Origin of the sequence: Collimonas sp., assembly GCF_039923675.1 — a bacterium.
Lineage (GTDB): Bacteria > Pseudomonadota > Gammaproteobacteria > Burkholderiales > Burkholderiaceae_D > Collimonas.
The window spans coordinates 19,449-44,152 of sequence record NZ_JBDTCG010000078.1 but is presented as its reverse complement, the minus strand read 5'-3'; the positions used below and the strand labels follow the sequence as shown (position 1 = coordinate 44,152).

The window sequence follows — 24,704 nt, the reverse complement described above, 5'->3', positions numbered from 1 at the left end:
CGAAGTCAGAATGCGGAGCTACGCACTTGCCGGCGGGCCGTAATATACTCAAAGGCTGTCAAACGGATCCAAGGCTCTCATGCGTAATTCCCTTATCATCGCCATCGCAGCCGCTGCGTCGTTCAGCTTTGCAACATCCGCTTCGGCTGCAAGCGCCACCCCGGCGGCGACGCCTGTCGATGTGACTACCCCATTCACCGAGCAGGGTTACTCGATCCTGACCAAAGCCACGCCGCAGGACTGCCTGGTTGCCTCCAATATCGATCTTGAAACCATGATCGCAAAAACCGCCGATCTCCAACGCAGTGGCATGGTGCGGAAAAATGTCGACGTCGCCCACATCCGCACGCATGCGTGGACTACCGCTTCAGCGATAGGCTTGAAATTGCAGCCGAAATTGATTCAGAGCACCTTCAAGGACCATCCCGAAATCGACCGCTGCGGCTTTTTGCAAACCATTACCCCGGCGGACAACACGCCGGTGGCCGCCTATGCGCTGGTGATGACGCGGGCGCTGTACGACAAGATCAACTGGTCGACGTTTACCGAACAGCAGTTGCCGGCGGCGGCGGAACATTTCAGCATCGGTCCGGTGACGCAACAACACATGGATGCCGAGGCAAAAAACCCCTGATGCCATGCAATGGTGAATTCGCGCTGATGTAAACACATTGTCATCACACGGTGATGGTGTTTTGGATATGATGACGGGTGGCAATAGGTGATCCCTGTATGCCACCACACCATGAAACTACCTACCGGAGTAGCAAAGCGTGACCAATTCCAGCACCACGACGCAGCACAAGGCCCGCGCCGCCGCCATGCCCTTCATCATGCTGACGGTGTTGATCGACATGATTTCGATCGGACTGATTGTGCCGGTATTACCTGCGCTGGTCGGCAAATTTACCGGCTCGCAAGCCGACCAGGCGTTCTGGTATGGCGCCGTGGCGTTTTCCTTTGGCCTGGCAAATTTCTTCGGCGCGCCGATCCTCGGCGCACTGTCCGATAAATATGGCCGGCGGCCGGTATTATTGCTGGGGTTTTGCGGCCTGGCGCTGAATTTTTTCGCCACCGCTTTTTCGACCGCGCTGTGGATTCTGATCGTGGTGCGCCTGGTCGGCGGCGCCATGCAAGCCAATGCCGCGGTGTGCAACGCCTATGTTGCTGATATTACGCCGCCGGAGCAGCGCGCCAAACGCTTCGGCATGATCGGCGCAATGTTTGGCGTCGGCTTTATCATCGGGCCGGTAATGGGCGGATTGCTGGGTGCGGTCAATTTGCGCCTGCCGTTCATTGTGGCCGGCAGCCTGGCGCTGATCAACCTGACTTACGGTTATTTTGTCCTGCCCGAATCGCTGCCCATGGAGCGGCGGCGCGCCTTCAGCTGGAAATCCGCCAATCCGTTGTCATCGCTGCAAGCACTGTCGCGCCTGAAGACGGTCGGCCCTTTGGTGGGAGTCATTGCCTGCAGCGGCCTTGCGCAATTCATGCTGTTCACCACCTGGGTGCTGTACACCACGTTCAAGTTTGACTGGGGCCCGCTGCAAAACGGCCAGTCGCTGGCAGCGGTCGGCATCATGTCGGTGCTGGTGCAAGGAGTATTGCTGGGTCCGCTACTCAAGCGCTTCAGCCCGCAGCGGCTGGCGATCATCGGCCTGCTGTCGTCGACTGCCGCTTACCTGCTGTGGGGTGCGGCGAACCAGGGCTGGATGATGTACGCCATCATTTTCGGCAACATCTTCGGCCCCACGGTCAACGCTGCGATCCAGAGCATCATTTCCGGCGCGGCCGATTCGCATAACCAGGGACAGACCTTGGGCGCAGTCAGTTCGCTCAACAGTCTGATGGCGGTGGTTGCGCCCATGATCGGCGCGCCTTTGCTAGGTGCGGTATCGAATTTGCCGAAAGGCGACTGGCGCATCGGTGCACCATTCTATTTTTGCGCGGCGCTGCAGTTAGCGTCGCTGGTGCTGGCGTTTCTGCACTTCCGGCGGCAACGCCAGTCACCGGCAGAAACGCCTGTCCTTGCCGGCCGACCTGAAACTGAGGACGTAGGATAAAACCGGCCGCCCTGCTCAGGCAGTGACGGCGATAGGCAAAGCCATATCCCGGCCAGATGCCCGCGCGGAAAGCCGGCTCAGCGGGATCTCCACCCAGCGGTAAAACAGGGCGCCGGCCGCCAGGCTGGCAGCCCATGCCAGCAGCATGCCGGCAGCCTGGTACAGCGGCTGCGGCGGCACAAAGCGCGTGAAGGCGGCATTGATGACCAGGCACACTGGAAAGTGGACCAGGAAAATCGAATAGGAAATTCGGCCGAAGGCGCGAATCCACGACAGCCGCTGGCGCGACATCGGCACGCCGCGCCGGCTCACCAGCACCAGGGCGCAAGCGACAACCAGCGCCAGCGCGATGCGGCTACGGAAATCGATCGCCAGCGCGCACAGCGCCGGCAGCAGAATCGCCACCAGCAACAGCGCCACCACTGCGGGACGACGGCTCAGGTCGCGCGCCCACCAGGCGATGATGCCGAGGCCGTAACTGCCGAAGAAGTAAGGGGCCCAGGCATCCCAGGCTGCATCCCGGTTGAAATACAGCAGCGATGTGGTGACGCCGATCACCACCAATACCGGCGCCAGCCAAGGCGCCGAGCGGCGGCTGGCGATGCTGCCGGTAAACCACAGCAGCATGGTCAGCAAGGCATACAACTGGAAATCGATGGCGACATACCAGGCGCCGGCCGAAATCGATTCGTAGCCCAGCACGGTATGCAGCAACAGCGCGTGCGCAGCCAGTTGCAGTGCCGACGGCATGGCGGATATCGAATAATGGTCCATCCACATGGCGGCCCAGGCCGAAGCGCCGACACCCAATCCGGTCGCGATCAGAAACGGCGGCACCAGCTTCATATAGCGCCGCCACAAGACGCGCATCGGATCGGCAATGCCGGAATTCCCCTGCGGCGACAACGACTTGGCGGCAAGGAAACCGCCAACCACCAGGAACACCTGCACCGCAATGCGGGCATAGGTATCCAGCCAGTCGATCAAGGCCGGCGCCAGCGGGCGCACGTAATCGGCCATCGGGCCGTAGAACGCCAGGTGATGCAAAACGATCAACTGGGCGGCAACCACCTTTAACAGGTCGATAAAGCCGAATTGAAAATTGGTATTGCGATCTGGTGCGCAAGATGAGCTTGGCAGCTGCGATGAAGCGCTCATTGTCACATCCATGTTAAAAAAGATGCCAATGATAAACATCCAGACGCGCTTGTCCAGTGGAATATCGTTTTGTAACAATTAGGAATGTGAACCGCAGCAAACCACCTATAACCTGCGCAAAAGCGATGCAATCAAACGTTATAGACTTTCATTTCATGGAGCACTGGTTTGCATCCGTATGGCATGGTCCAAGGCTCACCAAACCCAGCCGCATCATGCCTTGCCAACGGCCAGCTGGTATTTCTTGATTTTGTCGTACAGGGTTTTCTTGGGCAAACCAAGGCGGTCTGCTGCAGTAGCAACATTGCCGTTGCTGGCATTGAGCATTTCCGCAATCAGCAGGCGTTCGTAGACATCCATTTGTTGCGGCAGAGACAGGCCTTGCGGCAAATCCCCGATCTCCTCCTGAACCAGATCGGCAACGCCTTCCGCCACGCCCAACACCAGGCGATCGGCAAAATTGCGCAATTCGCGCACATTGCCGGGCCAGTCGCGGGTTTGCCATTGCGCCATTTGCGCCAGGCTCCATTGCGGCAACGGTCGCTGATAACGAATCGCCGCCCCTTGGATAAAGTGCGCCAGCAGCAGGGGAATATCTTCGCGCCGTTCATTTAGTCGCGGCAGGTCGATGCTGACGACGCCGATGCGGTAATACAGGTCTTCGCGAAAACTGCCTTGCGCGCTCATCTGCAGCAGGTTGGCCTTGCTGGCTGCAATGATGCGGCAGTCGATGGCAATCGCTTCATTGCCGCCCAGCCGCTCCAGCTTGCGCTCTTGCAGCACCCGCAATAATTTCACTTGCAAGGCCAGCGGCATGGTTTCGATTTCATCCAGGAAAACCGTGCCGCCCTTGGCGTATTCCAGCTTGCCGATACGGCGTTTCTGGGCGCTGGTAAACGCCCCTGCTTCGTGGCCGAATATCTCGCTTTCAAACACGGCTTCCGGCAAGGCGCCGCAATTGATCGCCACGAACGGCCCTTTGCGGCCGCTGGCCAGATGTAACTGGCGCGCCACCACTTCCTTGCCGCTGCCGGTCTGGCCATTGATCAGGATATCGACCATGGTCGGGCCGACGCTGCGGATCATGGTCCTGACCCTTTCGATCGGCGCCGACTGGCCGATCAGGCTGGGCATGTCAGGATGAGCGATCCAAGCCGCCTTGAGGCGACGGTTTTCCAGGATCAGACTGCGCTTTTCCTGGGCCCGGTGCGCGGTTTCCAGCAAGCGCTCGGCGCCAAACGGCTTTTCGATAAAATCGTAGGCGCCGGCGCGCATCGCATCCACCGCCATGCTGACATCGCCATGGCCGGTCACCACGATGACCGGCAAGTCCGGATCCAGCATCACTACCTGCGCCAACAATTCCAGTCCGGAGCGGCCGGGCAAACGCACGTCGGTAACGATGACGCCGGCAAAACCTGATGTCAGCCAGGGTTGCGCCTGTTCCACGCTGTCGCAAGCATGCACGGCAAAACCGCCAAGTTCCAGCGTCTGGCTGATCGCCTCGCGCACCGACTGTTCATCTTCAATCAATACTGCTTCCAGCGTCGCCACCGTCTTCTCCATCAGGATTCAAGCGCTTTTTCTATCGATTCCAGCAATGGTATGCGCAACACGAACTCGGCGCCGCCATCGCTGTGATTATTCGCCGTCAGCCGGCCGTTCATCGCTTGCACGATGGAGGAGGAAATCGCAAGGCCCAGGCCGAGTCCCTTGCCGGAAGGCTTGGTGGTGAAAAACGGCTCGAACAGATGCAAAGCGACCTGCGCCGGAATGCCCGGTCCCGAATCGCGGATGCGGATCACTGCTTCACCTACTTCCTGTTCCAGCACCAGCGAGACATTTTTTTGTTCGGCATTATCCACCGCGTCCAACGCATTGCGCAACAGATTGATCAGCACCTGCTCGGTGCGCACCGAATCGCCCACCACCTGAGCGGCATCGCGGATATCGATACTCAGGCTGGCGCCGTGCGTCTGGAATTCGTTGTTCAATAATAAGGCCGAGGCTTCTATCGATTTCGACAAATCGATGACTGCCACCGCTTCATGGCTTTTCCTGGAAAATCCGTTGAGCTGGCCGACGATCTTGCCCATGCGGGCGCTGGCATTACTGATATGGCCCAGGTTTTCGGTGGCCTTGTCGCGCTGCTCGCGCGACAGGAAAGTAATAGCGTTGTCGGCAAACGCCCGGATCGCCGCCAGCGGCTGGTTCAGCTCATGCGCGATGCCTGCCGCCATCTGGCCCAGCATCGCCAGCTTGCCGGCCTGGATCAGCTTGTTCTGGGTCGATCGCAACAGGTGCTCGGTTTCCTTCAGCTTGGCATACTTCACTTCCAGCGTATGGTTCGCCACCATCAGTTCCTGGGTTCTCTGGGCAATCGTGCGATCCAGATATTCCGCCGATGTGAGCCGCTCTTCCAAGCGTCGGCGCCGCTGGTAAGCCGCCCACAAGGCGAGTGCCGCGAGCGCCAGCAACAGCACCGCGGCCAGGCTCCATAACATGGCGATGCGGGAGATTCTTGCTTGCGACGGGAATACCATCAGTTGCCAGCCGAGCCGCCCTACCTGGCGTGAAACATGTTGGCCGAACCCGGCCCTCTGTGGCTTCGGCAATGAGGCCACCGGCGTGATCGTCTGGTCGGCATATTGATGGGTGCCTGTGAGATCCTGCTGCACCATGCCGTTCAGGGGAGACATGCTGTGATATTTCCACGCCGGCCGATTGCTCAGGAACACCACGCCGCGGCTGTCGGTCAGTGCAATCGGGTCTTCGCTGCTGCTCCAGGTGTGCTCGAATTCCGTCAGGTCGATCTTGACCACCATCACACCCAGCGCAGCCTTGCCGCCGTATTCGGCGGCGTTGGCATAGATCGGCTGGGCGATGAAATAACCGGGCACGTTGGTGGCGTTGCCGATGCCATAGAAACGCCCGGGGTTGCCATCGATCGCCGCGCTGAAATAGGGGCGAAAACCGAAATCCCTGCCGACGAAACTGGTCGCGGTATCCCAATTGCTGGAGGCCAGCGTCATGCCTTTGCGGTCCAGCATGTAGATCGCCACCACCTTGGACTGCCGCTGTATCAGCTGTAACACCAGATTGAGGCGCTGGATATTCCGCTGGTCGCCAGGCTGCGCCAGCGCCTGCAGCACATCCGACTGAAAGCCCAACGCAAACGGCAAGGTTTCGAATTTTTGCAGTACCGATTCCAGATCCAGCGCGACGATTTGCAACTGCCGCTCGCTGGCTTCACTGATATCGTTGCCCGCCTTCCTGGCCGCCAGCACGTAGGTAGCCGCCACTACGGCGATCGAAAGAACGATCGCCGGCGCCAGCAGCAACCACGGTTTTCTCAGTTTCATGACGGCATCTGGCGGCGTCTTTGTTTAACGTGACGCTGACGCAGCGCCATCGGGTGCGTACTTGCGCATGTCGAGCGGAACGTCCTTGAGATAGCCCTCTTTGCTCGGGTCGCGCATCTTGTAGGCGACGATGAAAGCCAGCGCGCACATGACCGAGACATACCAGTAGAAGCTGGATTCGATGCCGAACTCCTTCAGCTTGAGCGCAACATACTCGGCAGAGCCGCCGAAAATCGAATTGCCGACCGCATAAGACAAGCCCACTCCCAATGCCCGGACTTCCGGCGGGAACATTTCTGCCTTGATCAAACCACTGATCGAGGTATAGAAGCTGATGATCGACAATGCCAGGATCACCAGGCCAAACGCCGCATACGGATTGGTCACGTCTTTCAGCGCATGCAGGATCGGCACCGTCGCCACCGCGGCCAATGCACCGAACCACAGCATCGAGGTGCGGCGGCCGATCTTGTCGGAGAGCGCGCCAAACAGGGGCTGCATCAGCATGTACACCAGCAGCGCCATCGTCATGACGGTGCTGGCGGTCTTGGCGTTCATGCCGGCGGTGTTCACCAGGTATTTCTGCATGTAGGTGGTGAAAGTATAGAAAATCAGCGAGCCGCCGGCAGTAAAGCCAACCACCGTCATGAACGCCTTTTTATGTTTCATCAAGCCGGCCAAGGTGCCCGCATCCTTGTTCTTGCGGGTTTCCGCGGTTGAGGTTTCGCTCAGTGATTTACGCAGATACAGTGCAATCAGGGCTGACATCGCGCCCAACACAAAGGGAATGCGCCAGCCCCAGGCGTGCAGCTGTTCAGACGTCAGCAATTGCTGCAAGATCACCAGCACCAGCACCGCCAATAACTGCCCGCCGATCAAGGTCACGTACTGGAACGAGGCAAAAAAGCCGCGCCGTCCTTCCAGCGCGACTTCACTCATGTAAGTGGCGCTGGTGCCGTATTCGCCGCCAACCGACAAGCCTTGGAACAAGCGCGCCAGCAGCAGCAACGCCGGCGCCGCCATGCCGATGCTGGCATAGGTCGGCAGGCAGGCGATCATCAGCGAGCCGCCGCACATCATCAGCACCGAGATCATCATGGCGGTGCGGCGGCCGTGTTTATCGGCAATCCGTCCGAACAGCCAGCCGCCAATCGGCCGCATCAGGAAGCCAACTGCAAAAATCGCGGCAGTATTGACCAGTTGCGTAGTCGGATTATCGCTAGGGAAAAATACCGGCGCAAAATAGATCGCGCAAAACGAGTAGATGTAGAAATCGAACCATTCCACCAGATTGCCGGAAGAAGCGCCGACGATGGCAAAAATGCGTTTTTTGGTATCGGCGGCCTGCTCGGACGGATGAAGTATGGTCATGGTGGTCTCCTGGTTTTCATGTTTTTTGTGCAATCCTGGCAACGGCCGTACTTGTGCAGCATGAACTGGTGCGCAAGTGACATCATGCCATCCGGAAGGCACAACTAGCAAAGGGGGAATTTACGGGTAGAGTCGGCGCAGGGCCGCGCTTACGGCGCGACGCAGAAAAGCTGTCTTGTTAGGCATGTTTGTCTCCTGTTGATTATATTTTTATAAAAGACATCGCAGACTTCGTGCCAGCCCCGGGTAAATAGGCCAAGTAATTGATTTACTGACGAATTTCTTACACGAAACTTTTATCGGAGGCTGGTTTTTGTGCGGAAATCCCGAATTTCCGACTAACCGCTTGCGGTTTTTCGCCCGGCCGGATCGCCGGCACAGGATGAATATTCAGATACAGCGGGCGCTATTGCGCTACCATCTGCGCTGCAAAAATCAAGGAGGCAAGATGAATCAAGAAGAACGCATGGTCGATATCGAAATCAAGCTGACCCGCCAGGATGACTTGCTGGACGAGCTGAACAAACTGGTCTATCGCCAGCAATTGAAGATTGACCAGCTGGAAGCGCTATGCGCGGCGCTGGCGCAGCGCATCAAGGATGCCGCCGACAACAGCAATACAAGCCAGGCCGCCCACGAGCGGCCGCCGCATTACTGATAGCGCCGGCTTTTACAGCGCCTGGGTACGGGTTTCCAGCCACTGCAGGGCATCGCCGCGCAGATGCGGCGACAGCCGTTCACGCACTTCGGCGTGATAGGCGTTGAGCCAGCTGATTTCATCGCTGCGTAACAGGCTGATATCGAGGCAACGGGTATCGATCGGGCACAGCGTCAGCGTTTCGAAACGCAGGTACTCGCCGAACTCGGTCGTCTCGGCGGCCTGGTTCAGCACCAGGTTTTCGATCCGCACGCCCCAGCGGCCCGGGCGATAGATACCCGGTTCGATCGAAGTGATCATGCCGATTTCCATCGCGGTATGCGCTTCCGGCGCCGCAGCGGAAATGCTTTGCGGGCCTTCGTGGACATTCAGGAAATAACCTACGCCGTGGCCGGTGCCATGACCGTAATCGACGCCGGCAGCCCAGATCGGCGCACGTGCGATAGCGTCCAGCAGCGGCGATTTGATCGAACGCGGGAATTGCGCGGCAGACAAGGCAATCACACCTTTCAGCACCAGCGAACAATCGCGCTTTTGGGCGGCCGAGGGCTGGCCGATCGGCACCATGCGCGTAATGTCTGTAGTGCCGCCCACATACTGGCCGCCGGAATCGATCAGCAGCAAGCCGTCGCCGCTGATGGTGGCATGCGATTCTTCGGTAGCCTTGTAGTGCGGCATGGCGCCGTTGGGATTGAACCCGGCGATGGTGCCGAAGCTCGGACTGACGAAACCCGGACGCCGGGCACGCGCGGCCGTGATGTGGGTGTCGATCATCAGTTCGGTGACGGTTTCGCGGCCCAGCGCCTGCTCCAGCCAGGTAAAGAATTCGCACAGCGCCGCGCCGTCCTGTTCCATGGTGAGGCGCACATGGGCAATCTCTTCCGGGGTTTTGCGCGATTTGGCGAAAGTGGTCGGATTGAATGCTTCCACCACCTTGAGCGTGGCCGGCACCGCCTGCCGCAAGCCCAGGGTGATGCGGCGCGGATCGATCAGCAGCGTGGCGCCGGCCGGCAAGGCGGCCAAGGCCGCGGTCGCTTGCGCATAAGGCGCCAGGACGATGCCGTCCTCGCTGAGAATGTCGCGCAGGGCCGCCGGCACTTTGCCGTCGGCGAGAAACAGCGTGGTCTGTTGCGGGCCGACCAGAGCGTGGGCCAGGAAGACCGGATTGTAGTTGACGTCGGCGCCACGCAGATTGAACAGATAGGCGATATCGTCCAGGGTAGAAATGAAGTGCCATTGCGCGCCATGCTGTTGCATGGATAGCCGCAATTGTTCCAGCTTGGCGGCGCGCGACAGCGGCGCATGCGATGCCTGGTGTTGATACACTTCCGCCATCGGCAGGCCCGGACGCTCGCTCCAGACCTCTTCCAGCAAGTCCAGATCGCTGCGCAATGTGCTGCCGCCCTTGGCCAGCGCCTGTTCCAGCGCGCGTGCGGTGGCCAGCCCAAGCACTGCGGCATCGACTGCCAGCGTCTGGCCGGCAGCCAGGTTGGCGGCCAGCCAGTCGAGATGCAGCAAGCTGCCGCCGGTCGGGATTTTCATCAGCATGATTTCCGTGCCGGCCAGTTCGGCTTCGGCTTGCGACCAATAGCGGCTATCGGCCCACAGGCCGGCAAAATCGGCGGTAATGATCAAAGTCGCCATCGAACCGGTGAATCCCGACAGCCACTCCCTGCCTTTCCATCGTCCCGGCAGGTACTCGGACAAGTGCGGATCGGCCGAAGGAATCAGGCAGGCGTCGACATTATGGCGTTTCATGGCGTCGCGCAGCAACTGGATGCGTGGCGCGGCGGTAGTCTGGGAGAAAGTTCGGGAATTCATCGTTGGCAGTGGGCAGATAGGCTATTCGGAACAAATCGGATGGTTGGTGTTTGCTTACCGTGAAGGTAGCTAGCATACCACTGCGCGCAGGGAAACGGGGGTTGCGGCGAGGGCTGCCATCTCCCCCAACCGGGAACCTGAAAAACGAGTAAGCTCACACCTCAATGCAGTTGCAAAAAACTGATCATCATAATTTCTCTCAGAGGAAATCGTCATGACGCGCAAAACACCCATCGAGCGCTACCGCAACATCGGCATCAGCGCCCATATCGACGCCGGCAAGACCACCACGACCGAGCGCATCCTGTTTTATTCCGGCGTCAGCCACAAGATCGGCGAAGTGCACGACGGCACCGCCACCATGGACTGGATGGAGCAGGAACAGGAACGCGGCATCACGATCACCTCGGCGGCCACCACCTGCTTCTGGCAAGGCATGGCCGGCAACTACCCGATCCACCGCATCAACATCATCGACACCCCTGGCCACGTCGATTTCACGATTGAAGTGGAACGCTCGATGCGGGTGCTGGATGGCGCCTGCATGGTGTACGACGCCGTTGGCGGCGTCCAGCCGCAATCCGAAACCGTCTGGCGCCAGGCCAACAAGTATGGCGTGCCGCGGCTGGCTTTTGTCAACAAGATGGACCGCGTCGGCGCCGATTTTTTCCGGGTGCACCAGCAAATCCAGGACCGCCTCAAGGGCAATCCGGTGCTGGTGCAGATTCCGGTCGGCGCCGAGGAGAATTTCCACGGCGTGGTCGACCTGATCAAGATGAAGGCCATCATGTGGGACGACGCCAGCCAGGGCGTCAAGTTCGAGTACATCGAGATTCCGGCGGCGCTGCAAGAGAGCGCCAAGGAGTGGCGCGGCCGCATGCTGGAAGCGGCGGCCGACGCCAGCGACGCCATGATGAAGAAATACCTGGATGGCGACGACCTCAGCGAGGATGAAATCAAGGCCGCCCTGCGGCAGCGCACGATCGCGGGCGAAATCGTGCCGATGCTGTGCGGCAGCGCCTTCAAGAACCGTGGCGTGCAAGCCTTGCTGGACGCCGTCATCGATTTCCTGCCTGCACCTACCGACATCCCGCCAGTCAAAGGCCACGACCAGGACGATCTGGTGGTTGAACGGAGCGCCAGCGACGACGAGAAATTCTCCGCCCTCACCTTCAAGATCATGACCGATCCGTTTATCGGCCACCTGAGCTACTTCCGGGTCTATTCCGGCGTGCTGATCTCCGGCGATACGGTATTCAATCCGAACAAGGGCAAGAAGGAAAGAATCGGCCGCGTGCTGCAGATGCACGCCAATCACCGCACCGAAATAAGCGAAGTGTACGCCGGCGACATCGCCGCCGCGGTCGGCCTCAAGGAAGCCAGCACCGGCGATACCTTGTGCGATCCGGGCAGTATCATCATGCTGGAAAAAATGATTTTTCCGGATACTGTGATTTCGCAGGCAGTCGAGCCGAAGACCAAGGCCGACCAGGAAAAAATGGGGGTTGCGCTGAGCCGGTTGGCCGAGGAAGACCCGTCGTTCCGCGTCAAGACCGATGAAGAATCCGGCCAGACCATCATTTCCGGCATGGGTGAATTGCACCTGGAAGTGCTGGTGGAACGCATGCGGCGCGAATTCAGCGTCGAAGCCTCGGTTGGCAAGCCGCAAGTGGCCTTCCGCGAAACCATCCGCAAGATATGCGAATCGAGCGAAGGCAAATTCATCAAGCAATCCGGCGGCCGCGGGCAGTATGGCCACGTCGTGTTGAAAATCGAACCGCAAACGCCCGGCAAGGGCTTTGAATTCGTCGACGCCATCAAGGGCGGCACCGTGCCGCGCGAATATATCCCGGCGGTTGAAAAAGGCGTACGTGAAACGCTGGCTACCGGCGTCCTGGCGGGCTATCCGGTGGTCGATGTCAAGGTCACGCTGTTCTTCGGCTCCTCGCACGATGTCGATTCCAACGAAAACGCCTATCGCATGGCGGCCTCGATGGCCTTCAAGGATGGCTGCCGCAAAGCCAGCCCGGCCTTGCTGGAACCGATGATGGCGGTCGAGGTGGAAACGCCGGAAGAAAAAATGGGCGACGTGATTGGCGATTTGTCGTCGCGGCGCGGCATGATCCAGAGCATGGATGACATTCCAGGCGGCGTCGGCAAGATCGTCCGCGCCGAAGTGCCGCTAGCCGAAATGTTCGGCTACTCCACCACTCTGCGTTCGCTAACCCAGGGCCGCGCCACCTATACGATGGAGTTCAAGCACTACGCGGAAGCGCCCGCCAACATAACCGATGCGGTGATCAATGCCAAGCATGTGGGGACGTCAAAGCATTAACGCCGATAAAGAACCGTGGGCCGGAAGAGTGCAACACCATCCGGCCTGCGATGCAATCACAATTCGTTTTCGTCGAGATCGTGTTCCATGCCGTCAATCGGCAGCAAGTGCCCGAGCTTGGCTGCCTTGGTGTCCAGGTAGCGGGTATTGAAGGGATTACGGTTGAGTATCAGCGGAATCCGCTCGATCACGTTGATGCCGATTTTTTGCAGCGCCGCGACCTTGCGCGGATTGTTGGTCATCAGCCGCAGTGCCGTAATGTCCAGATGTTCCAGCATGGTTTCGCAGATGCTGTAGTCGCGTAAATCTGCCGCAAAACCCAGTTGCTGGTTGGCTTCCACGGTATCGGCGCCGCCATCTTGTATATGGTAGGCGCGAATCTTGTTGATCAAACCGATGCCGCGCCCTTCCTGGCGCAGATACAAGATGGTTCCGCGCCCTTCGGCGGCGATTTTTTGCAAGGCGCCTTCGAGCTGCGCGCCGCAATCGCAGCGCTGGCTGAACAGCGCATCGCCGGTCAGGCACTCGGAATGGACGCGCGCAAGTACCGGCGCGCCGTCGTTGACTTCGCCCAGTGTCAGGGCCAGATGTTCTTTACCGGTGCTATGTTCGATAAACGCATGCAGCTGGAATGTTGCCCATGGCGTCGGCAGCGCGCACGACGTCACATACTCCAGGTTGTGATTGATTGAGGCGGCAGGTAGATTGCCTTTATTATTAGTGGTGCTCATCAGATAGGTTCGAGGTGAATAAAAGGCATGTCATTGCATAAATGATATGCCTGAAAAATGATATTTGTTCTAACATTGTCCGACACAGGGTTCATTTTACGATCATTCGAAAAACTACGTATGACAGCGTATCCCGAGGACAACTCCCGGCCATATAAGTAGAGAACATAAGTAGGGCTTAATCCGGCGATTTCAACACTCTCTCATCTACTCGGGGAATTTATTGTTAGAATCTCATCTACTCAAATTTAAGACCATCAATGCTTGAAGTCCCTGACCTGATTGCCTGCGAAGGATGCGATGCGCTGTATCGCAAGCCGACCTTGCGCCGTGGAGAAATCGCCCACTGCCCGCGTTGCGGCACCGAACTGGAGCGCGACGAAGGCCGCCAGCGCGACCGTATCCTGCCGCTGACCGTCGCCAGCCTGATCATGTTCCTGATTGCCAACAGCTTTCCAATTGTCGAAATCGAGCTGCAAGGCTTGCGCAGCCAGACCACCCTGTTCGGCGCGGTGCTGTCGCTGACCACCGAGGGCATGTCGCTGGTAGCCATGCTGGTGCTCGCGACCACCATTCTGTTTCCGTTGCTGCAATTGTTGTTTTTACTGTATTTACTGCTATCGCTACGCAAACAGCAGCGCCCGCCCGGCTTCAGATGGCTGGTGCGCGCCATGCAAAACCTGCGACCATGGGGCATGGTAGAGGTGTTTCTGCTAGGGGTGCTGGTGGCGGTGGTGAAATTATCGAACATGGCGACGGTGATTCCCGGTGTGGCGTTATGGGCGTTCGGGGTGCTGACCGTACTGTTGACTGCTGTGGTTTCCTTCAATCCGCGCCATTTCTGGCAGATGGCGTTCGCCGGCAAGGATCACCATGAATAAGGCCGGCAGCCTCAGCGCTAGCGACAACAACGACAACGGCCCGATCATTGTCGCCGGCGACGCCGATCTGCCGGTGCATACCGCGGCCAGCCACGACATGATGTCTTGCCATCATTGCGCAACAGTGTGGCAGGAAGTCCGCGAACATGAAGACTGCCAGCGCTGCGGCACGCCGCTGCACATGCGCAAGCCGCATAGCATCATGCGCAGCTGGGCCTTGCTGATCGCCGCTTGCATCATGTACATCCCGGCCAACCTGCTGCCGGTGATGGTCACCAAAACCCTGTTGGGCACGCAGCAGGACACCATCATGAGCGGCGTCATCTATTTCTGGGTGTCCGGCTCCTGGGAGCTGGCGGCGATCATCTTTATCGCCAGTTTCCTGGTGCCGCTGTTCAAGCTGGCCTCGCTGATCCTGCTGACGCTGACGGCGCAAAGGCAAAGCCGCTGGCGCCGCCTGCAACGCGCCAAGCTGTATCGCCTGGTTGAAATCATCGGCCGCTGGTCGATGCTGGACGTGTTCGTGGTGTCGCTGCTGGCTGGGCTGGTGCAGATTGAAGGATTCGCCAAGATCACGGCCGGTTTCGGCGTGGTGGCGTTTGCCTCGGTGGTGGTGCTGACGATGCTGGCCGCGCTCAGCTTCGATCCACGCCTCACCTGGGATAGCAGCGATACGGAATTGACAGCAAATCAAAGTAACAGAATGAAAGCACAAGATGAGTGACGAGAATACTTTGCCTGGCGCCCCGCCAGGCAGCCAGCCTCCGGCCCTGCCGCCTTTACCCGAACCCAAGCTGAGCCGCAAACGCGACTGGCTGCCGTCGCTGATCTGGCTGATCCCGATTGTCGCCGCCGTGGTCGGCCTGACGCTGGTGGTCAAGATCCTGGTCGAGCGCGGCCCCTCGATCACCATCACTTTCCGCACTGCCGAAGGGCTGGAAGCCGGCAAGACCAAGGTCAAGTACAAGGATGTCGACATCGGCCTGGTGCAAACCATCAAGCTCAGCAAAGACCGCTCGCACGTGCTGGCCAACGTCCAGCTGTCGAAAGAAGCCGACAGCTTCACAGCCGCCGACACCCGCTTCTGGGTAGTGCGGCCACGCGTAGCGGCTTCCGGCGTTTCCGGGCTGGGAACCCTGCTGTCGGGCGCCTACATCGGCGCCGACGCCGGCACCGCCAAGGATACCAAGGACGAATTTACCGGGTTGGAAGTCCAGCCTATCGTCACGCAGGACGCCTCGGGCAAGCAATACATGCTGCACACGACCGATATCGGCTCGCTGGATATCGGTTCGCCGATCTATTTCCGCCACATCAAAGTCGGCCAACTGGCGGCTTACGACCTCGATGAAGACGGTAAAGGCGTGACCCTGCGCATTTTCATCAATTCGCCTTACGACAAATTCATCGGCGTCAATACCCGCTTCTGGCATGCCAGCGGCTTCGACATGCAAATCAACGCCAGCGGCTTCAAGCTGCGCACGCAATCGCTGGCGACCGTGGTACTGGGCGGCATCGCGTTCCAGTCGCCGGATGACGAACTGGGCATGAAAGCCAAGGAAAACACCACCTTCAACCTCGCTGAAGATGAAGAAACCGCCTTGAAAGAACCGGATGGACCGTCGGAAACCGTGGTCATGTATTTCAACCAGTCGCTGCGCGGCCTGACGCCGGGCACCACAATTGACTTCCGTGGCGTGGTGCTGGGAGAAGTCAAATCGATAGGCATCCAGTATGACACCAAGCAGCGCGAATTCCAGATGCCGGTAGCGGTACAGATCTATCCGGAACGATTGGGCCGCAAATATGCCGAAGATGAGCGGCGATCCACCTATACCGCCAAGCAGAGGCTGGAATACATGGTCAGCCGCGGCCTGCGGGCACAGCTACGTACAGGTAACCTGCTGACCGGCCAGCTGTATATCGCGCTCGACTTTTTCCCGAAAGCGCCGCCGGTGAAATTCGATACCTCGACGTCAGTGATCGTGCTGCCTACGATTCCGAACAGTCTCGATGAAATCCAGTCGCAGATCGCCGAGATTGCCAGGAAACTGAGCAAGGTGCCGTTCGACCAGATCGCCGCCGACCTGCAAAAGACCATCGGCACCATGAACCGCACGCTGCTCAACGCCGAACAGCTGACCAAGAGCCTGAACAACGATGTTGCGCCGGAAATCATGGCGGCGATGAAAGATGTGCGCAAGACGCTGGACAACGCCGACCGCACCCTGTCCGACAATTCGCCGCTGCAGCAAGACATCCGCCAGACCTTGCAAGAGCTGACACGCTCGGCAGCCTCGGTGCGGATCTTGACCGATTACCTGGAACGTCATCCGGAATCCCTGATTCGCGGCAAGCAAGAGGAAAGCAACAAATGATAACGACCAAGACCACATCAAACCGCCTGTGCAGCGCCATTCTCACCCTGGCAGCAGCGCTGGCGCTGGCCGGCTGCGCCTCCAGCCCGACGCGCTTCTATACGCTCTCGACGCCGCCGCAAGCGCAGACGCAGACGCAAAATTCCCGGTTATTTATCGAAATTTCACCAATCGCCCTGCCCGAGCGGCTGGCGCGGCCGCAACTGGTGGTGAGAAGCGCGGGCAGCAGTTCCGGCGCTCGGGTCGATATCCTGGAGCAGGAGCGCTGGTCCTCACCATTCAACAACGAATTGCGCGATGCGCTGGCTAGCGGCATCGCCAACCGCCTCGGCGCGATCGATGTCAGCCGCAGCGGCAGGCCGACCGACCAGCCGGTCTACCGGATCGCCATCGAGTTGCGCGAATTCGATGCGGCGCCGGGCGACAAAGTACAGGCGACCTATGGCTGGAGCATCACCCGCTCGGACAATGCCAAGACCAGCGCCTGCCAGTTGAGCGTATCGCAGCCGGTCGCTGCCGGCATTGATGCTCTGGTGCAGGGCGTACAACGGACGGTGGCGGATGCGGTCAACGCTATCGCCGCCAATGTCACTACGTTCAAAAGTGGCGCCACGCCTGCTTGCCCAAGCTGAGCATGCAAAACGGCAGCCCGCATGAGGCCAACCAGTCGCCACGATGAACAAACAGCGTGAACTGAAAAAATCCAAGAATATCGCCCTGTTATTTTTGGCAGTCGCCAGCGCTGTGTTTATCGCTACCTTGTTCATTCCGGGCGGCTTCTGGCCCGACCTGGTCAAGGCGGTCTCCGAAGCGGCGATGGTGGGCGCGCTGGCCGACTGGTTTGCGGTGCATGCCCTGTTCCGGCGGGTGCCGATTCCGCTGCTGTCGCGCCATACCGCCATCATCCCCAGGAATAAAGACAAGATCGCGGACAATCTGGCGATCTTCGTCAAGGACAAGTTCTTTGACATCGACTCCATCGCCGGCCTGATCCGCAAACACGATCCTGCCAACCTGCTTTCGACCTGGCTGATCGCACCGGGCAATACCGAAAACCTCGGCCGCCACTTGCTGACGGTAGCCGCGCGCATGCTGGATTTCATCGAGGACGCGCCGGTGCAACGCTTCATGACACGTGCGCTTCACGTGGCGCTGGCAAAGGTGGATTTGTCGCAATCGGCAGGCGTGATCCTCGGACATTTGACCAAGGATGGCCGCCATCAGGCTTTGCTGGATGAAGCACTGTTGCAATGCGCGGATTTGCTGGCGAACCAGGATACGCAAGACCTGATCGCCAGCGAAATCGTGATCTGGCTGAAACAGGATCATCCGCTGAAGGAAAAGGTCCTGCCGTCCGAATGGATAGGCCGGCAAGGCGCGGATATCGCAGTCAATGCCGTCAGCCACCTGCTTGCCGAGATCAGCGCCAATAAAAACCACGCCTTGCGCGGCAGGTTCGATGACTTTACCAAACGTTTTATCGGGCAGCTCAAAGACGATCCGGAATTCATCGAAAAAGGTGAGCAGATCAAAGCCTACCTGCTCAATGATCCAATCCTGAACAACTATCTGAAAGACCTGTGGGGCTCGCTGCGGGCGTGGCTGAAAGACAACCTGGAACGCAGCGATTCCCTGCTGCACCGGAACATTGTCGCCGCCGGACTTTGGCTTGGAAAGACACTGGCGGACGATCCTGCCTTGCGCCGCTCGGTCAATGCGCATCTTGAGGACGCGGCAAAAAACATGGCGCCGGACTTCGCTGATTTCCTGACTCGCCATATCAGCGATACCGTCAAGAATTGGGACAGCAAGGAAATGGCGCAACAGATCGAGCTGAACATCGGCAAGGATCTGCAATGGATACGCATCAACGGCACCATCGTCGGTGGCCTGATCGGCTTGCTGTTGTATCTGATTTCACAACTGCGGCAATGGATGCCGCATTTTTAAAAACCCTCAGCTCTTCATGCCGATGAGCGATCAGAACCGCTCGTAACCCAGCAGATAACGCCACTCGCCGACCGCCAGGCTAGCCATCGGCAAACGGCCGATGCGTATGCGTTTGATGGACATCACTTGCAATCCGACCTGTTCGCACATATGCGCCAACAAGCCACGCGGCGGCGCCTTGAGAGCGAAACGCAGGCGCTTTTCATTCTGCCAGCTGACCTTGATCGGCGGCAGCGGCTTGCGGTTGAAACTGAGACCGTGATTCAGCAATTTCAAACCGTCAGGAATGATGTCGCCAGCGACTTCAACAATGAATTCGTGTTCGATCTTGGCGGCGTCATCGACCAGCTTGCGCGTTACTCGCCAATCCTGGCTGAAAATCAGCAAGCCGCTAGCCAGCGCTTCCAGGGGTTCAATCAGGTTCAGGTTGCTCAGGTGGCGCTTGAGAAAGCGCAATTCGGCGCGGTCGCCGGCAGCGCGCTTGTCCGGCGCAATCAGACGCTCCGCCAGCTCGGCCATCGGCGTCTCGGCGAACAGATTCAGTCCGGCCGGCTTGTGGAACAGGATGGTGACCGGATCTTGCTGTTCCAGCGTGGCTTCGGGCAGCAGTTCGATTTGTTGCCGGGCGTTGATGCGAAGCCCAGGCTCTTCCACCACCACGCCATCGACCTTGACCCAGCCACCTTCAATATATTGCTCGGCTTCGCGGCGGGAACAGGAAACCTGTTCGGCGAGCTGTTTTGCGAGACGGATCGACATAGCAACGTTCATTTTTTTTGCCGTACCCGTTGCTGCTGCTTTTTTTGCGTCTGCTGTTTGTTCTGTTTGCGCTCGAATAGCGTTATCGCATCTTTCTTCGCTTGCTCGACCGTACACATCTCCGGACGGTCGTCGTGCAGGCTGAAAAAATCGACTTCTTGTGCATCAACAACCAACTTGATGGCTTCGGCATCCTCCAGCTCGTAAAGTTCAGTGAGGATGGTTGCCACTTCATCGAGAAATTCTTCGTAGGTCATGATCTAACTCCTGTGTTTCCTGGTATTTCCTGCCTTGCTCACCTTCATCCATTTTGTTACAGGAAGAGCCCGGCGGCCGTATTTTCTCATCAAACCGTCCTGAAGACCAAGTTATCGGCCTCAACCTGGCTTGACTGGCGGCGTCAGTTCAATAAATTTATGCCAGGCACGCTTGATTTTCGATGCGCGCTGCCGGTCGCCGCTGTCCAGCAATGCCAGCGTCAAATCGCAATGCGACTCCAGCTCAGGCCGCCGACCGGCGATTTGCTGCAGCAGGCCGCCGGCCACGCTGAGGTCATTTGACGCACCCAATATATCCTGCAGATCGCTCAAACCCTCGACATAGCTGCGCATCCGTTTAAGCGGAAAATACGAGGCGAAGAACTCCGCTGCATAGCGCACCTTCTTGGCCGCGATCCTGAGCCGATGCCGTTTGGCAGCGTCATGGCGCTTGACGCCCTTGCCACGCTTCAAGAGTTTTTTCTGCAAACCGGCCAGCTTGCTGCGAGCGAATTTCTTCAGCGGCGCCGATAGCGCAGCAATCTGCTCGGCACTTTGCTGCTGGCGCCAGCGCCGCCCCTCCAGCCAGCTGCCCAACAATAGCAATAACCGTGCATAAGCATGGGAATTCACGGCATTTGCGGCAGCATGACGATGCTTGTCTGCTTCAGCGATTGCAAGCTGCCGCAGATGATCCAGCTGGGATTCATCCTGGCATCGTCTCATCGCCACGCCCAGGGTGGATACCGCCAGCACCTCCCAGTCGCGCGCCGGTCCCAGCATGCCGGCCAGCCAGCGCAACTGCATGGCGATCTCCGGCGGCGGCTGGATAAACTGTTTAAACATACTCAAGGTAGCGCGCAGGCGCCGCAGCCCAACCCGCATCTGATGCAGATGTTCCGGATCGCGGCCATGCATCACGCCGTCTTCGTTGCCCTGTATCTGCGCCAGGCAGTTGTGCATCAATACCTGGAATCCCTGCTCGACCGTCAGCACCGGCGACAGGCTGACTGGCTGCGCTTTGGCTACCGTCGGGGCTTGCGGCGCGTGCATGGCATAACCGCGTTCGGCCTTGCTGACATTGGCGGCGCGCAGCGGCAAACTGATTTGCAGTTCGAGGGCGACATCGAACAGGCTGGCTGAATCGCCCGATTTCAATTCCAGCTCAACTTCGCTGATAAGAGTGGATTGATCGCCGTGCAGCACTGCGCCCTGATCCAGCGCCAGCTCGATTTCCGCACCGGAAGGCATGCGCAACATCCAGATAGTGCGCCGGAACCGGGTTGTAAAGATCGGCTGCAAGCGCCCCGCCAGGGCCGGCGCCGATAATAATTCAGCGACTGCCGAGCCGGCTTCGATCAGTCCGAGCAAAGCCGGCAAATCGGGCGTGCCGCCGCGAATCTCCGATTCCCATTCTGGCCGCTGATGCAAACCCGCGGCTACCTGACCGCCGCTTTTGCAGGTCTGGATCAGGCGCCGGCCCACTTTGCGTATCCGCAAGGCAGTGTGATTTTGCTTGAGATGCAGGTCAGGCGTATCGAAGTAAATACTGTTCAGCTGCTGCGAACGCGGCTTGTCGATTGCATATTTCTTTAACAAGAGGTGGCGCCGGAAGCGATTTACATCGACCGGATCCAGCAACAGTTTTAATTCGATTTCCATATCTTCCAATGTAAAACAAAACAGAGGTTAACAGTAAGTCCGTCTGACGAAACGCCCTTGGTCTTGACCATATACCTACAGCATATACGGCTGGATAGGTGCTGCGCCAGTATTTATCGGTAGCGATAAAGCAATTAATTTGCAATCGCTTACCCGATTCCTGATTTTACATTCATGCCCGCAAAGCAACAAACTATTTTTAATTTTAATTTCATTTATCAGCATCCATTTATCAATAAATTCGCTTTATTTACGCAATAAATCATTAAAAAAACGGCAAACTTTATTTAACAATTATTATCAAAAAGAAATTTATTTATCATATTTTCTTCAAAAATAGTGCTAACAAGAAAATAAAACAACGGAAAACGAAGAAAAAACATAAATATTTCCTCCGTGTTACATCGACTTGAAGATTGATACAAAATGAAATTGCGACGCTCCAAACGGCAACAAAAGCGGCGGGCGTTGTTTATCAAATGGACGCATGAAATCCAGTCTGATGAAGCTTTGCAAACCATGCTTTACGGCCGATTTACCGAGTTGGCTGTAACAAAAGGCATGAAGCGAAATTGATCATTTCCTTATCAATAATATGGAGCACTCACAGATGAAGAAGACGTTTTTGGCATCAGCAGTCGCCGCAATCGGGTTCATGAACGCCCCCATCGCCTTCGGCGCCGATCAAGCCGCGCCGCCCTCGGACGGTCTCGAACGCATCACCATCACCGGTTCGAATATCTCGCGCATCAACAAAGAAGGCCCGACTGCGGTCGAAGTGATCAAGCGCGAAGAAATTGAAAAATCCGGCGCCAGCACCGTTCTTGAATTGCTGAGCAAACTACCTTCCGTTTCGGTCGGCCTGGACGGCAACAGCAATACATCCTTTGCCCAGGGCGCAGCTTCAGTTGGCTTGCGAGGCCTGGATGCCAAATACACGTTGATTCTGCTCAACGGCCGTCGCCTCGCGAACTACGGTTTTGCCGACGGCGCCGAAAATTCTTTTGTTGACTTGAACAACCTGCCGCTGGCGGCGATTGAATCCGTCGAAATCCTGCGTGATGGCGCTTCAGCAATCTACGGCTCCGACGCGGTGGCCGGCGTAGTCAACTTCAAGACCAAGAGAAATTATCAGGGCGTCGAAGGTACCGCCAATCTCGGCACCAATCAGAAGGGCGACGGCGGCACCGCCAGCGCCAGCGTTACGGCTGGCTGGGGCGATCTGGACAAGGACGGCCAGAACCTGCTGCTGACGGTTGACGTCTTCCGCCGCAACCCCCTGTTGAGCGACAAGCACGATGCCACCGCTGATCAGGATTTCCGCCGTTTTGGCGGCAGCGATAAACGCAGCGTGGACCGCTATCTGGGCAGCGTCAATGACTTTACAACCGGGGAGCCAGGCTTCGTCATACCCGGCTGCCGCGGCACAGTCGGCGTCAGCAGCGGCACTCAGGACACGCGTTGCTACACCAACCAGACCACTCAACTCTCCCCCAAAATTTTGCGTGGCGGGATTTCCGCGATCTTTACCAAGAGACTCAGCGGCCAGGATGAACTGTTCGGCGAAGCCAGTTTCAACCATAGCGAAACCAGCGTAGAGTATGGCTTGCCGAGCTTCGACCCGTCCTTCATCGGCAAGACCGCCGGCTCGACCAACCCTGGCCTGGCCAACCTGCCAGGTCCTAGCGCGGATGGTTCCTTGCAAGGATTTACGCCCGGCGATCAGCTGCGCTTGTTCCGCAGCATTTACGAAGCGCCGGCCACCGTAAATAAAATCACCAGCGATACCATCCGCCTGGTAGGCGGATGGCGCGGCACGATTGGCAAATGGGACAGTGAAGGCGCCATCAGCCTCAACCAGAACCGCCTCAAGGACGTTGCCTCGAATTCGGTACTGAAGGACGTCTCCTCGGCATCCCTGCAAAGCGGTTTGCTTGGCAACGGCGGCTACGATCCGTTTGCCTACTGGAATCCAGCCAGCGTGATTAACCCGATGCTGACCACAACTGAGCGTGTGGCGGTATCGCGCCTCGAAACACTGGACTGGAAAATGTCTGCACCGGAATTGTTTTCCTTCAACGACGCACCGGTCGGCTTTGCCTGGGGTGCGCAAGCCAGTCACGAATCCATCGACGACCATCCGGATCCGCTCAACGTAGCCGGCAACATCGTCAACGCCGGCGCCACGGCCAGCAACGCCAGCCGTTCGATCTATTCGCTCTATGGCGAATTCAATGTACCGCTGATGAAGCAGGTCGAAATGCAGCTGGCTTTGCGCGGCGACCACTACAGCGATTTTGGCACTTCATTTAATCCGAAAATCGCCCTGGCCTGGCGTCCTAGCAAGGAAATTCTGCTGCGCGGTTCAGCCACCACCTCGTTCAAGGCGCCTACTTTGCCCGAAATGAGCTCGACCACTGCCGGCTATGCCAACGGTATCGCCGACTTGGCCCGCTGTGGTCCGCTCGGTTATACCGGGGCAAATTGCAGCTACAGCCCGAGGCAGTATGTGTCGGGCAATCCGGACCTGAAGGCAGAAAAAGCCAACAACTACTCACTCGGCATCGTACTGCAGCCGCTGAAAGGCTTGTCTGCATCGGTCGACTGGTATGCGATCAAGCAGCGCAACACAATCCAGGCGCTGGATCCGCAGTATATCGTCGACAACGAAGATATCATTCCGGGTTACGCCGCTCTGGTCGGGCGCGACCCGCGCAATCCTGCGCTGGAAGCCAGATATCCGGGGCTGAACAAGGGCCGTATCAACAGCATCACCACACCCTATATCAATGTCGGCAAAACCGACATTCAGGGGCTGGATATCGACTTGTCATATGAGTTGCCGCTGGCAGGATGGGGTAAGCTGAAATTCCGTGAAGTCAATGACTATACGCTGACATACAAACAAAGCATCACGCCAGGCACCTCCCCGCAAAGCCGGCTTGATTCCATCTATCATCCGCGCTGGAGCAATTCCTTCCGCACGGCTTATGAGTATGCCAACACCGAACTCGCCTTGACGGCCCGGACCCAGGCCAGCACGCTGAACATCGACGACCCGACCCACACTCAGGATCCTGCCATCACCAATGCGCGCATCGGTTCTTTCACTGTCTGGGACTTGAACCTGAACACCAAGGTCAACAAAAGCATGACCTTGAATTTCGGCGTCAACAACGTATTTGACAAGGGCCCGGTATATGCCAACACGGCTTATAAGGACGACTTCGTGCAAAGCATCAATGATCTGGTGGGACGCTATTTCTACGTGAATATGCGCTATCAGTTTCAATAATGGCTTGCATGTGCCTCGCCTAA

General features: G+C 58.1%; 20 protein-coding genes. 11 read left to right on the top strand and 9 right to left on the bottom strand.

The annotated features are described in order from the left end of the window. Positions 1-79: 79 nt before the first annotated feature. Together ABI171_RS16420 and ABI171_RS16415 are read left to right on the top strand one after the other, a co-directional pair. A complete protein-coding gene (locus ABI171_RS16420; RefSeq protein WP_348093602.1) occupies positions 80-634 on the top strand; it encodes a hypothetical protein in 555 nt (184 codons plus the stop codon). Positions 635-773: 139 nt separating this feature from the next. Beyond that, on the top strand, positions 774-2,063 hold the full coding sequence (locus ABI171_RS16415) for a TCR/Tet family MFS transporter (RefSeq protein ID WP_348093601.1): 1,290 nt from the start codon (positions 774-776) through the stop codon (positions 2,061-2,063). A 15-nt stretch (positions 2,064-2,078) separates the two neighbouring features. Here the strand turns inward: ABI171_RS16415 and ABI171_RS16410 are convergent, their stop codons facing one another. The 4 genes from ABI171_RS16410 to ABI171_RS16395 form a co-directional block, all read right to left on the bottom strand. Further along, positions 2,079-3,221 (bottom strand): acyltransferase, encoded by a 1,143-nt coding sequence (locus tag ABI171_RS16410; RefSeq protein WP_348093600.1) that lies wholly within the window; start codon positions 3,219-3,221, stop codon positions 2,079-2,081. 213 nt (positions 3,222-3,434) lie between these two features. Beyond that, positions 3,435-4,787, bottom strand: coding sequence for a sigma-54 dependent transcriptional regulator (locus ABI171_RS16405; protein ID WP_348093599.1), 1,353 nt, complete (start codon positions 4,785-4,787; stop codon positions 3,435-3,437). Further along, positions 4,787-6,583 carry an ATP-binding protein gene (locus ABI171_RS16400; protein ID WP_348093598.1) on the bottom strand — a complete coding sequence of 599 codons (1,797 nt, stop codon included), beginning with the start codon at positions 6,581-6,583 and terminating at the stop codon, positions 4,787-4,789. The genes ABI171_RS16405 and ABI171_RS16400 overlap by 1 nt, the downstream gene beginning before the upstream one ends. Before the next feature lie 24 nt (positions 6,584-6,607). Further along, entirely contained in the window at positions 6,608-7,954 is a 1,347-nt protein-coding gene (locus ABI171_RS16395) for an MFS family transporter (protein WP_348093597.1), read from the bottom strand. Positions 7,955-8,402: 448 nt separating this feature from the next. Between ABI171_RS16395 and ABI171_RS16390 the strand changes: the two genes are divergently transcribed. Next, complete coding sequence (locus ABI171_RS16390; RefSeq protein ID WP_348093596.1) at positions 8,403-8,612, top strand: SlyX family protein; 210 nt, start codon at positions 8,403-8,405, stop codon at positions 8,610-8,612. 12 nt (positions 8,613-8,624) lie between these two features. On the opposite strand, the gene ABI171_RS16385 is transcribed toward ABI171_RS16390, so the two are convergent. After that, a complete protein-coding gene (locus ABI171_RS16385) occupies positions 8,625-10,433 on the bottom strand; it encodes an aminopeptidase P family protein (protein ID WP_348093595.1) in 1,809 nt (602 codons plus the stop codon). Positions 10,434-10,647: 214 nt separating this feature from the next. On the opposite strand from ABI171_RS16385, the gene fusA reads away from it, so the two are divergent. Further along, positions 10,648-12,768, top strand: coding sequence for an elongation factor G (gene fusA, locus ABI171_RS16380; RefSeq protein ID WP_348093594.1), 2,121 nt, complete (start codon positions 10,648-10,650; stop codon positions 12,766-12,768). Between the two features lie 56 nt (positions 12,769-12,824). Here fusA and ribA read toward each other — a convergent pair whose 3' ends face one another. Continuing rightward, complete coding sequence (ribA, locus tag ABI171_RS16375) at positions 12,825-13,499, bottom strand: GTP cyclohydrolase II (RefSeq protein WP_348093593.1); 675 nt, start codon at positions 13,497-13,499, stop codon at positions 12,825-12,827. Positions 13,500-13,759: 260 nt separating this feature from the next. Between ribA and ABI171_RS16370 the strand changes: the two genes are divergently transcribed. From ABI171_RS16370 to ABI171_RS16350, 5 genes are read left to right on the top strand one after another with little or no spacing between them, the layout of a single operon-like run. Next, complete coding sequence (locus tag ABI171_RS16370) at positions 13,760-14,380, top strand: paraquat-inducible protein A (RefSeq protein ID WP_348093592.1); 621 nt, start codon at positions 13,760-13,762, stop codon at positions 14,378-14,380. Continuing rightward, positions 14,373-15,104: a paraquat-inducible protein A gene (locus ABI171_RS16365; protein ID WP_348093591.1), complete on the top strand. Its 732-nt coding sequence runs from the start codon at positions 14,373-14,375 to the stop codon at positions 15,102-15,104. Before ABI171_RS16370 ends, ABI171_RS16365 begins: the two co-directional genes overlap by 8 nt. Beyond that, on the top strand, positions 15,097-16,758 hold the full coding sequence (locus ABI171_RS16360) for an MlaD family protein (protein ID WP_348093590.1): 1,662 nt from the start codon (positions 15,097-15,099) through the stop codon (positions 16,756-16,758). The genes ABI171_RS16365 and ABI171_RS16360 overlap by 8 nt, the downstream gene beginning before the upstream one ends. Further along, on the top strand, positions 16,755-17,390 hold the full coding sequence (locus ABI171_RS16355; RefSeq protein ID WP_348093589.1) for a PqiC family protein: 636 nt from the start codon (positions 16,755-16,757) through the stop codon (positions 17,388-17,390). The genes ABI171_RS16360 and ABI171_RS16355 overlap by 4 nt, the downstream gene beginning before the upstream one ends. Before the next feature lie 43 nt (positions 17,391-17,433). Then, entirely contained in the window at positions 17,434-18,708 is a 1,275-nt protein-coding gene (locus ABI171_RS16350) for a DUF445 family protein (protein ID WP_348093588.1), read from the top strand. Positions 18,709-18,738: 30 nt separating this feature from the next. On the opposite strand, the gene ABI171_RS16345 is transcribed toward ABI171_RS16350, so the two are convergent. The 3 genes from ABI171_RS16345 to ABI171_RS16335 form a co-directional block, all read right to left on the bottom strand. Further along, on the bottom strand, positions 18,739-19,479 hold the full coding sequence (locus tag ABI171_RS16345; protein WP_348093587.1) for an rRNA pseudouridine synthase: 741 nt from the start codon (positions 19,477-19,479) through the stop codon (positions 18,739-18,741). After that, positions 19,476-19,724 (bottom strand): hypothetical protein, encoded by a 249-nt coding sequence (locus tag ABI171_RS16340; RefSeq protein WP_348093586.1) that lies wholly within the window; start codon positions 19,722-19,724, stop codon positions 19,476-19,478. The genes ABI171_RS16345 and ABI171_RS16340 overlap by 4 nt, the downstream gene beginning before the upstream one ends. A gap of 120 nt (positions 19,725-19,844) precedes the next feature. Beyond that, on the bottom strand, positions 19,845-21,386 hold the full coding sequence (locus ABI171_RS16335; protein WP_348093585.1) for a CHAD domain-containing protein: 1,542 nt from the start codon (positions 21,384-21,386) through the stop codon (positions 19,845-19,847). 426 nt (positions 21,387-21,812) lie between these two features. Here ABI171_RS16335 and ABI171_RS16330 point away from each other — a divergent pair, with 426 nt between their 5' ends. Together ABI171_RS16330 and ABI171_RS16325 are read left to right on the top strand one after the other, a co-directional pair. Then, positions 21,813-21,962 (top strand): hypothetical protein, encoded by a 150-nt coding sequence (locus ABI171_RS16330; protein ID WP_348093584.1) that lies wholly within the window; start codon positions 21,813-21,815, stop codon positions 21,960-21,962. A gap of 79 nt (positions 21,963-22,041) precedes the next feature. Further along, the gene (locus ABI171_RS16325) at positions 22,042-24,681 is read left to right on the top strand and encodes a TonB-dependent receptor (protein WP_348093583.1); all 2,640 of its coding nucleotides are present in this window, start codon (positions 22,042-22,044) and stop codon (positions 24,679-24,681) included. Positions 24,682-24,704 lie beyond the last annotated feature (23 nt).

What these genes read in the sequence shown, in the direction of transcription:
- ABI171_RS16420 (WP_348093602.1), top strand. Translation starts at nt 80, where the DNA reads ATGCGTAATTCCCTTATCATCGCCATCGCAGCCGCTGCGTCGTTCAGC.
- ABI171_RS16410 (WP_348093600.1), bottom strand. Translation starts at nt 3,221, where the DNA reads ATGAGCGCTTCATCGCAGCTGCCAAGCTCATCTTGCGCACCAGATCGC.
- ABI171_RS16405 (WP_348093599.1), bottom strand. Translation starts at nt 4,787, where the DNA reads ATGGAGAAGACGGTGGCGACGCTGGAAGCAGTATTGATTGAAGATGAA.
- ABI171_RS16400 (WP_348093598.1), bottom strand. Translation starts at nt 6,583, where the DNA reads ATGAAACTGAGAAAACCGTGGTTGCTGCTGGCGCCGGCGATCGTTCTT.
- ABI171_RS16395 (WP_348093597.1), bottom strand. Translation starts at nt 7,954, where the DNA reads ATGACCATACTTCATCCGTCCGAGCAGGCCGCCGATACCAAAAAACGC.
- ABI171_RS16390 (WP_348093596.1), top strand. Translation starts at nt 8,403, where the DNA reads ATGAATCAAGAAGAACGCATGGTCGATATCGAAATCAAGCTGACCCGC.
- ABI171_RS16385 (WP_348093595.1), bottom strand. Translation starts at nt 10,433, where the DNA reads ATGAATTCCCGAACTTTCTCCCAGACTACCGCCGCGCCACGCATCCAG.
- fusA (WP_348093594.1), top strand. Translation starts at nt 10,648, where the DNA reads ATGACGCGCAAAACACCCATCGAGCGCTACCGCAACATCGGCATCAGC.
- ribA (WP_348093593.1), bottom strand. Translation starts at nt 13,499, where the DNA reads ATGAGCACCACTAATAATAAAGGCAATCTACCTGCCGCCTCAATCAAT.
- ABI171_RS16370 (WP_348093592.1), top strand. Translation starts at nt 13,760, where the DNA reads ATGCTTGAAGTCCCTGACCTGATTGCCTGCGAAGGATGCGATGCGCTG.
- ABI171_RS16365 (WP_348093591.1), top strand. Translation starts at nt 14,373, where the DNA reads ATGAATAAGGCCGGCAGCCTCAGCGCTAGCGACAACAACGACAACGGC.
- ABI171_RS16360 (WP_348093590.1), top strand. Translation starts at nt 15,097, where the DNA reads ATGAGTGACGAGAATACTTTGCCTGGCGCCCCGCCAGGCAGCCAGCCT.
- ABI171_RS16355 (WP_348093589.1), top strand. Translation starts at nt 16,755, where the DNA reads ATGATAACGACCAAGACCACATCAAACCGCCTGTGCAGCGCCATTCTC.
- ABI171_RS16350 (WP_348093588.1), top strand. Translation starts at nt 17,434, where the DNA reads ATGAACAAACAGCGTGAACTGAAAAAATCCAAGAATATCGCCCTGTTA.
- ABI171_RS16345 (WP_348093587.1), bottom strand. Translation starts at nt 19,479, where the DNA reads ATGAACGTTGCTATGTCGATCCGTCTCGCAAAACAGCTCGCCGAACAG.
- ABI171_RS16340 (WP_348093586.1), bottom strand. Translation starts at nt 19,724, where the DNA reads ATGACCTACGAAGAATTTCTCGATGAAGTGGCAACCATCCTCACTGAA.
- ABI171_RS16335 (WP_348093585.1), bottom strand. Translation starts at nt 21,386, where the DNA reads ATGGAAATCGAATTAAAACTGTTGCTGGATCCGGTCGATGTAAATCGC.
- ABI171_RS16330 (WP_348093584.1), top strand. Translation starts at nt 21,813, where the DNA reads ATGAAATTGCGACGCTCCAAACGGCAACAAAAGCGGCGGGCGTTGTTT.
- ABI171_RS16325 (WP_348093583.1), top strand. Translation starts at nt 22,042, where the DNA reads ATGAACGCCCCCATCGCCTTCGGCGCCGATCAAGCCGCGCCGCCCTCG.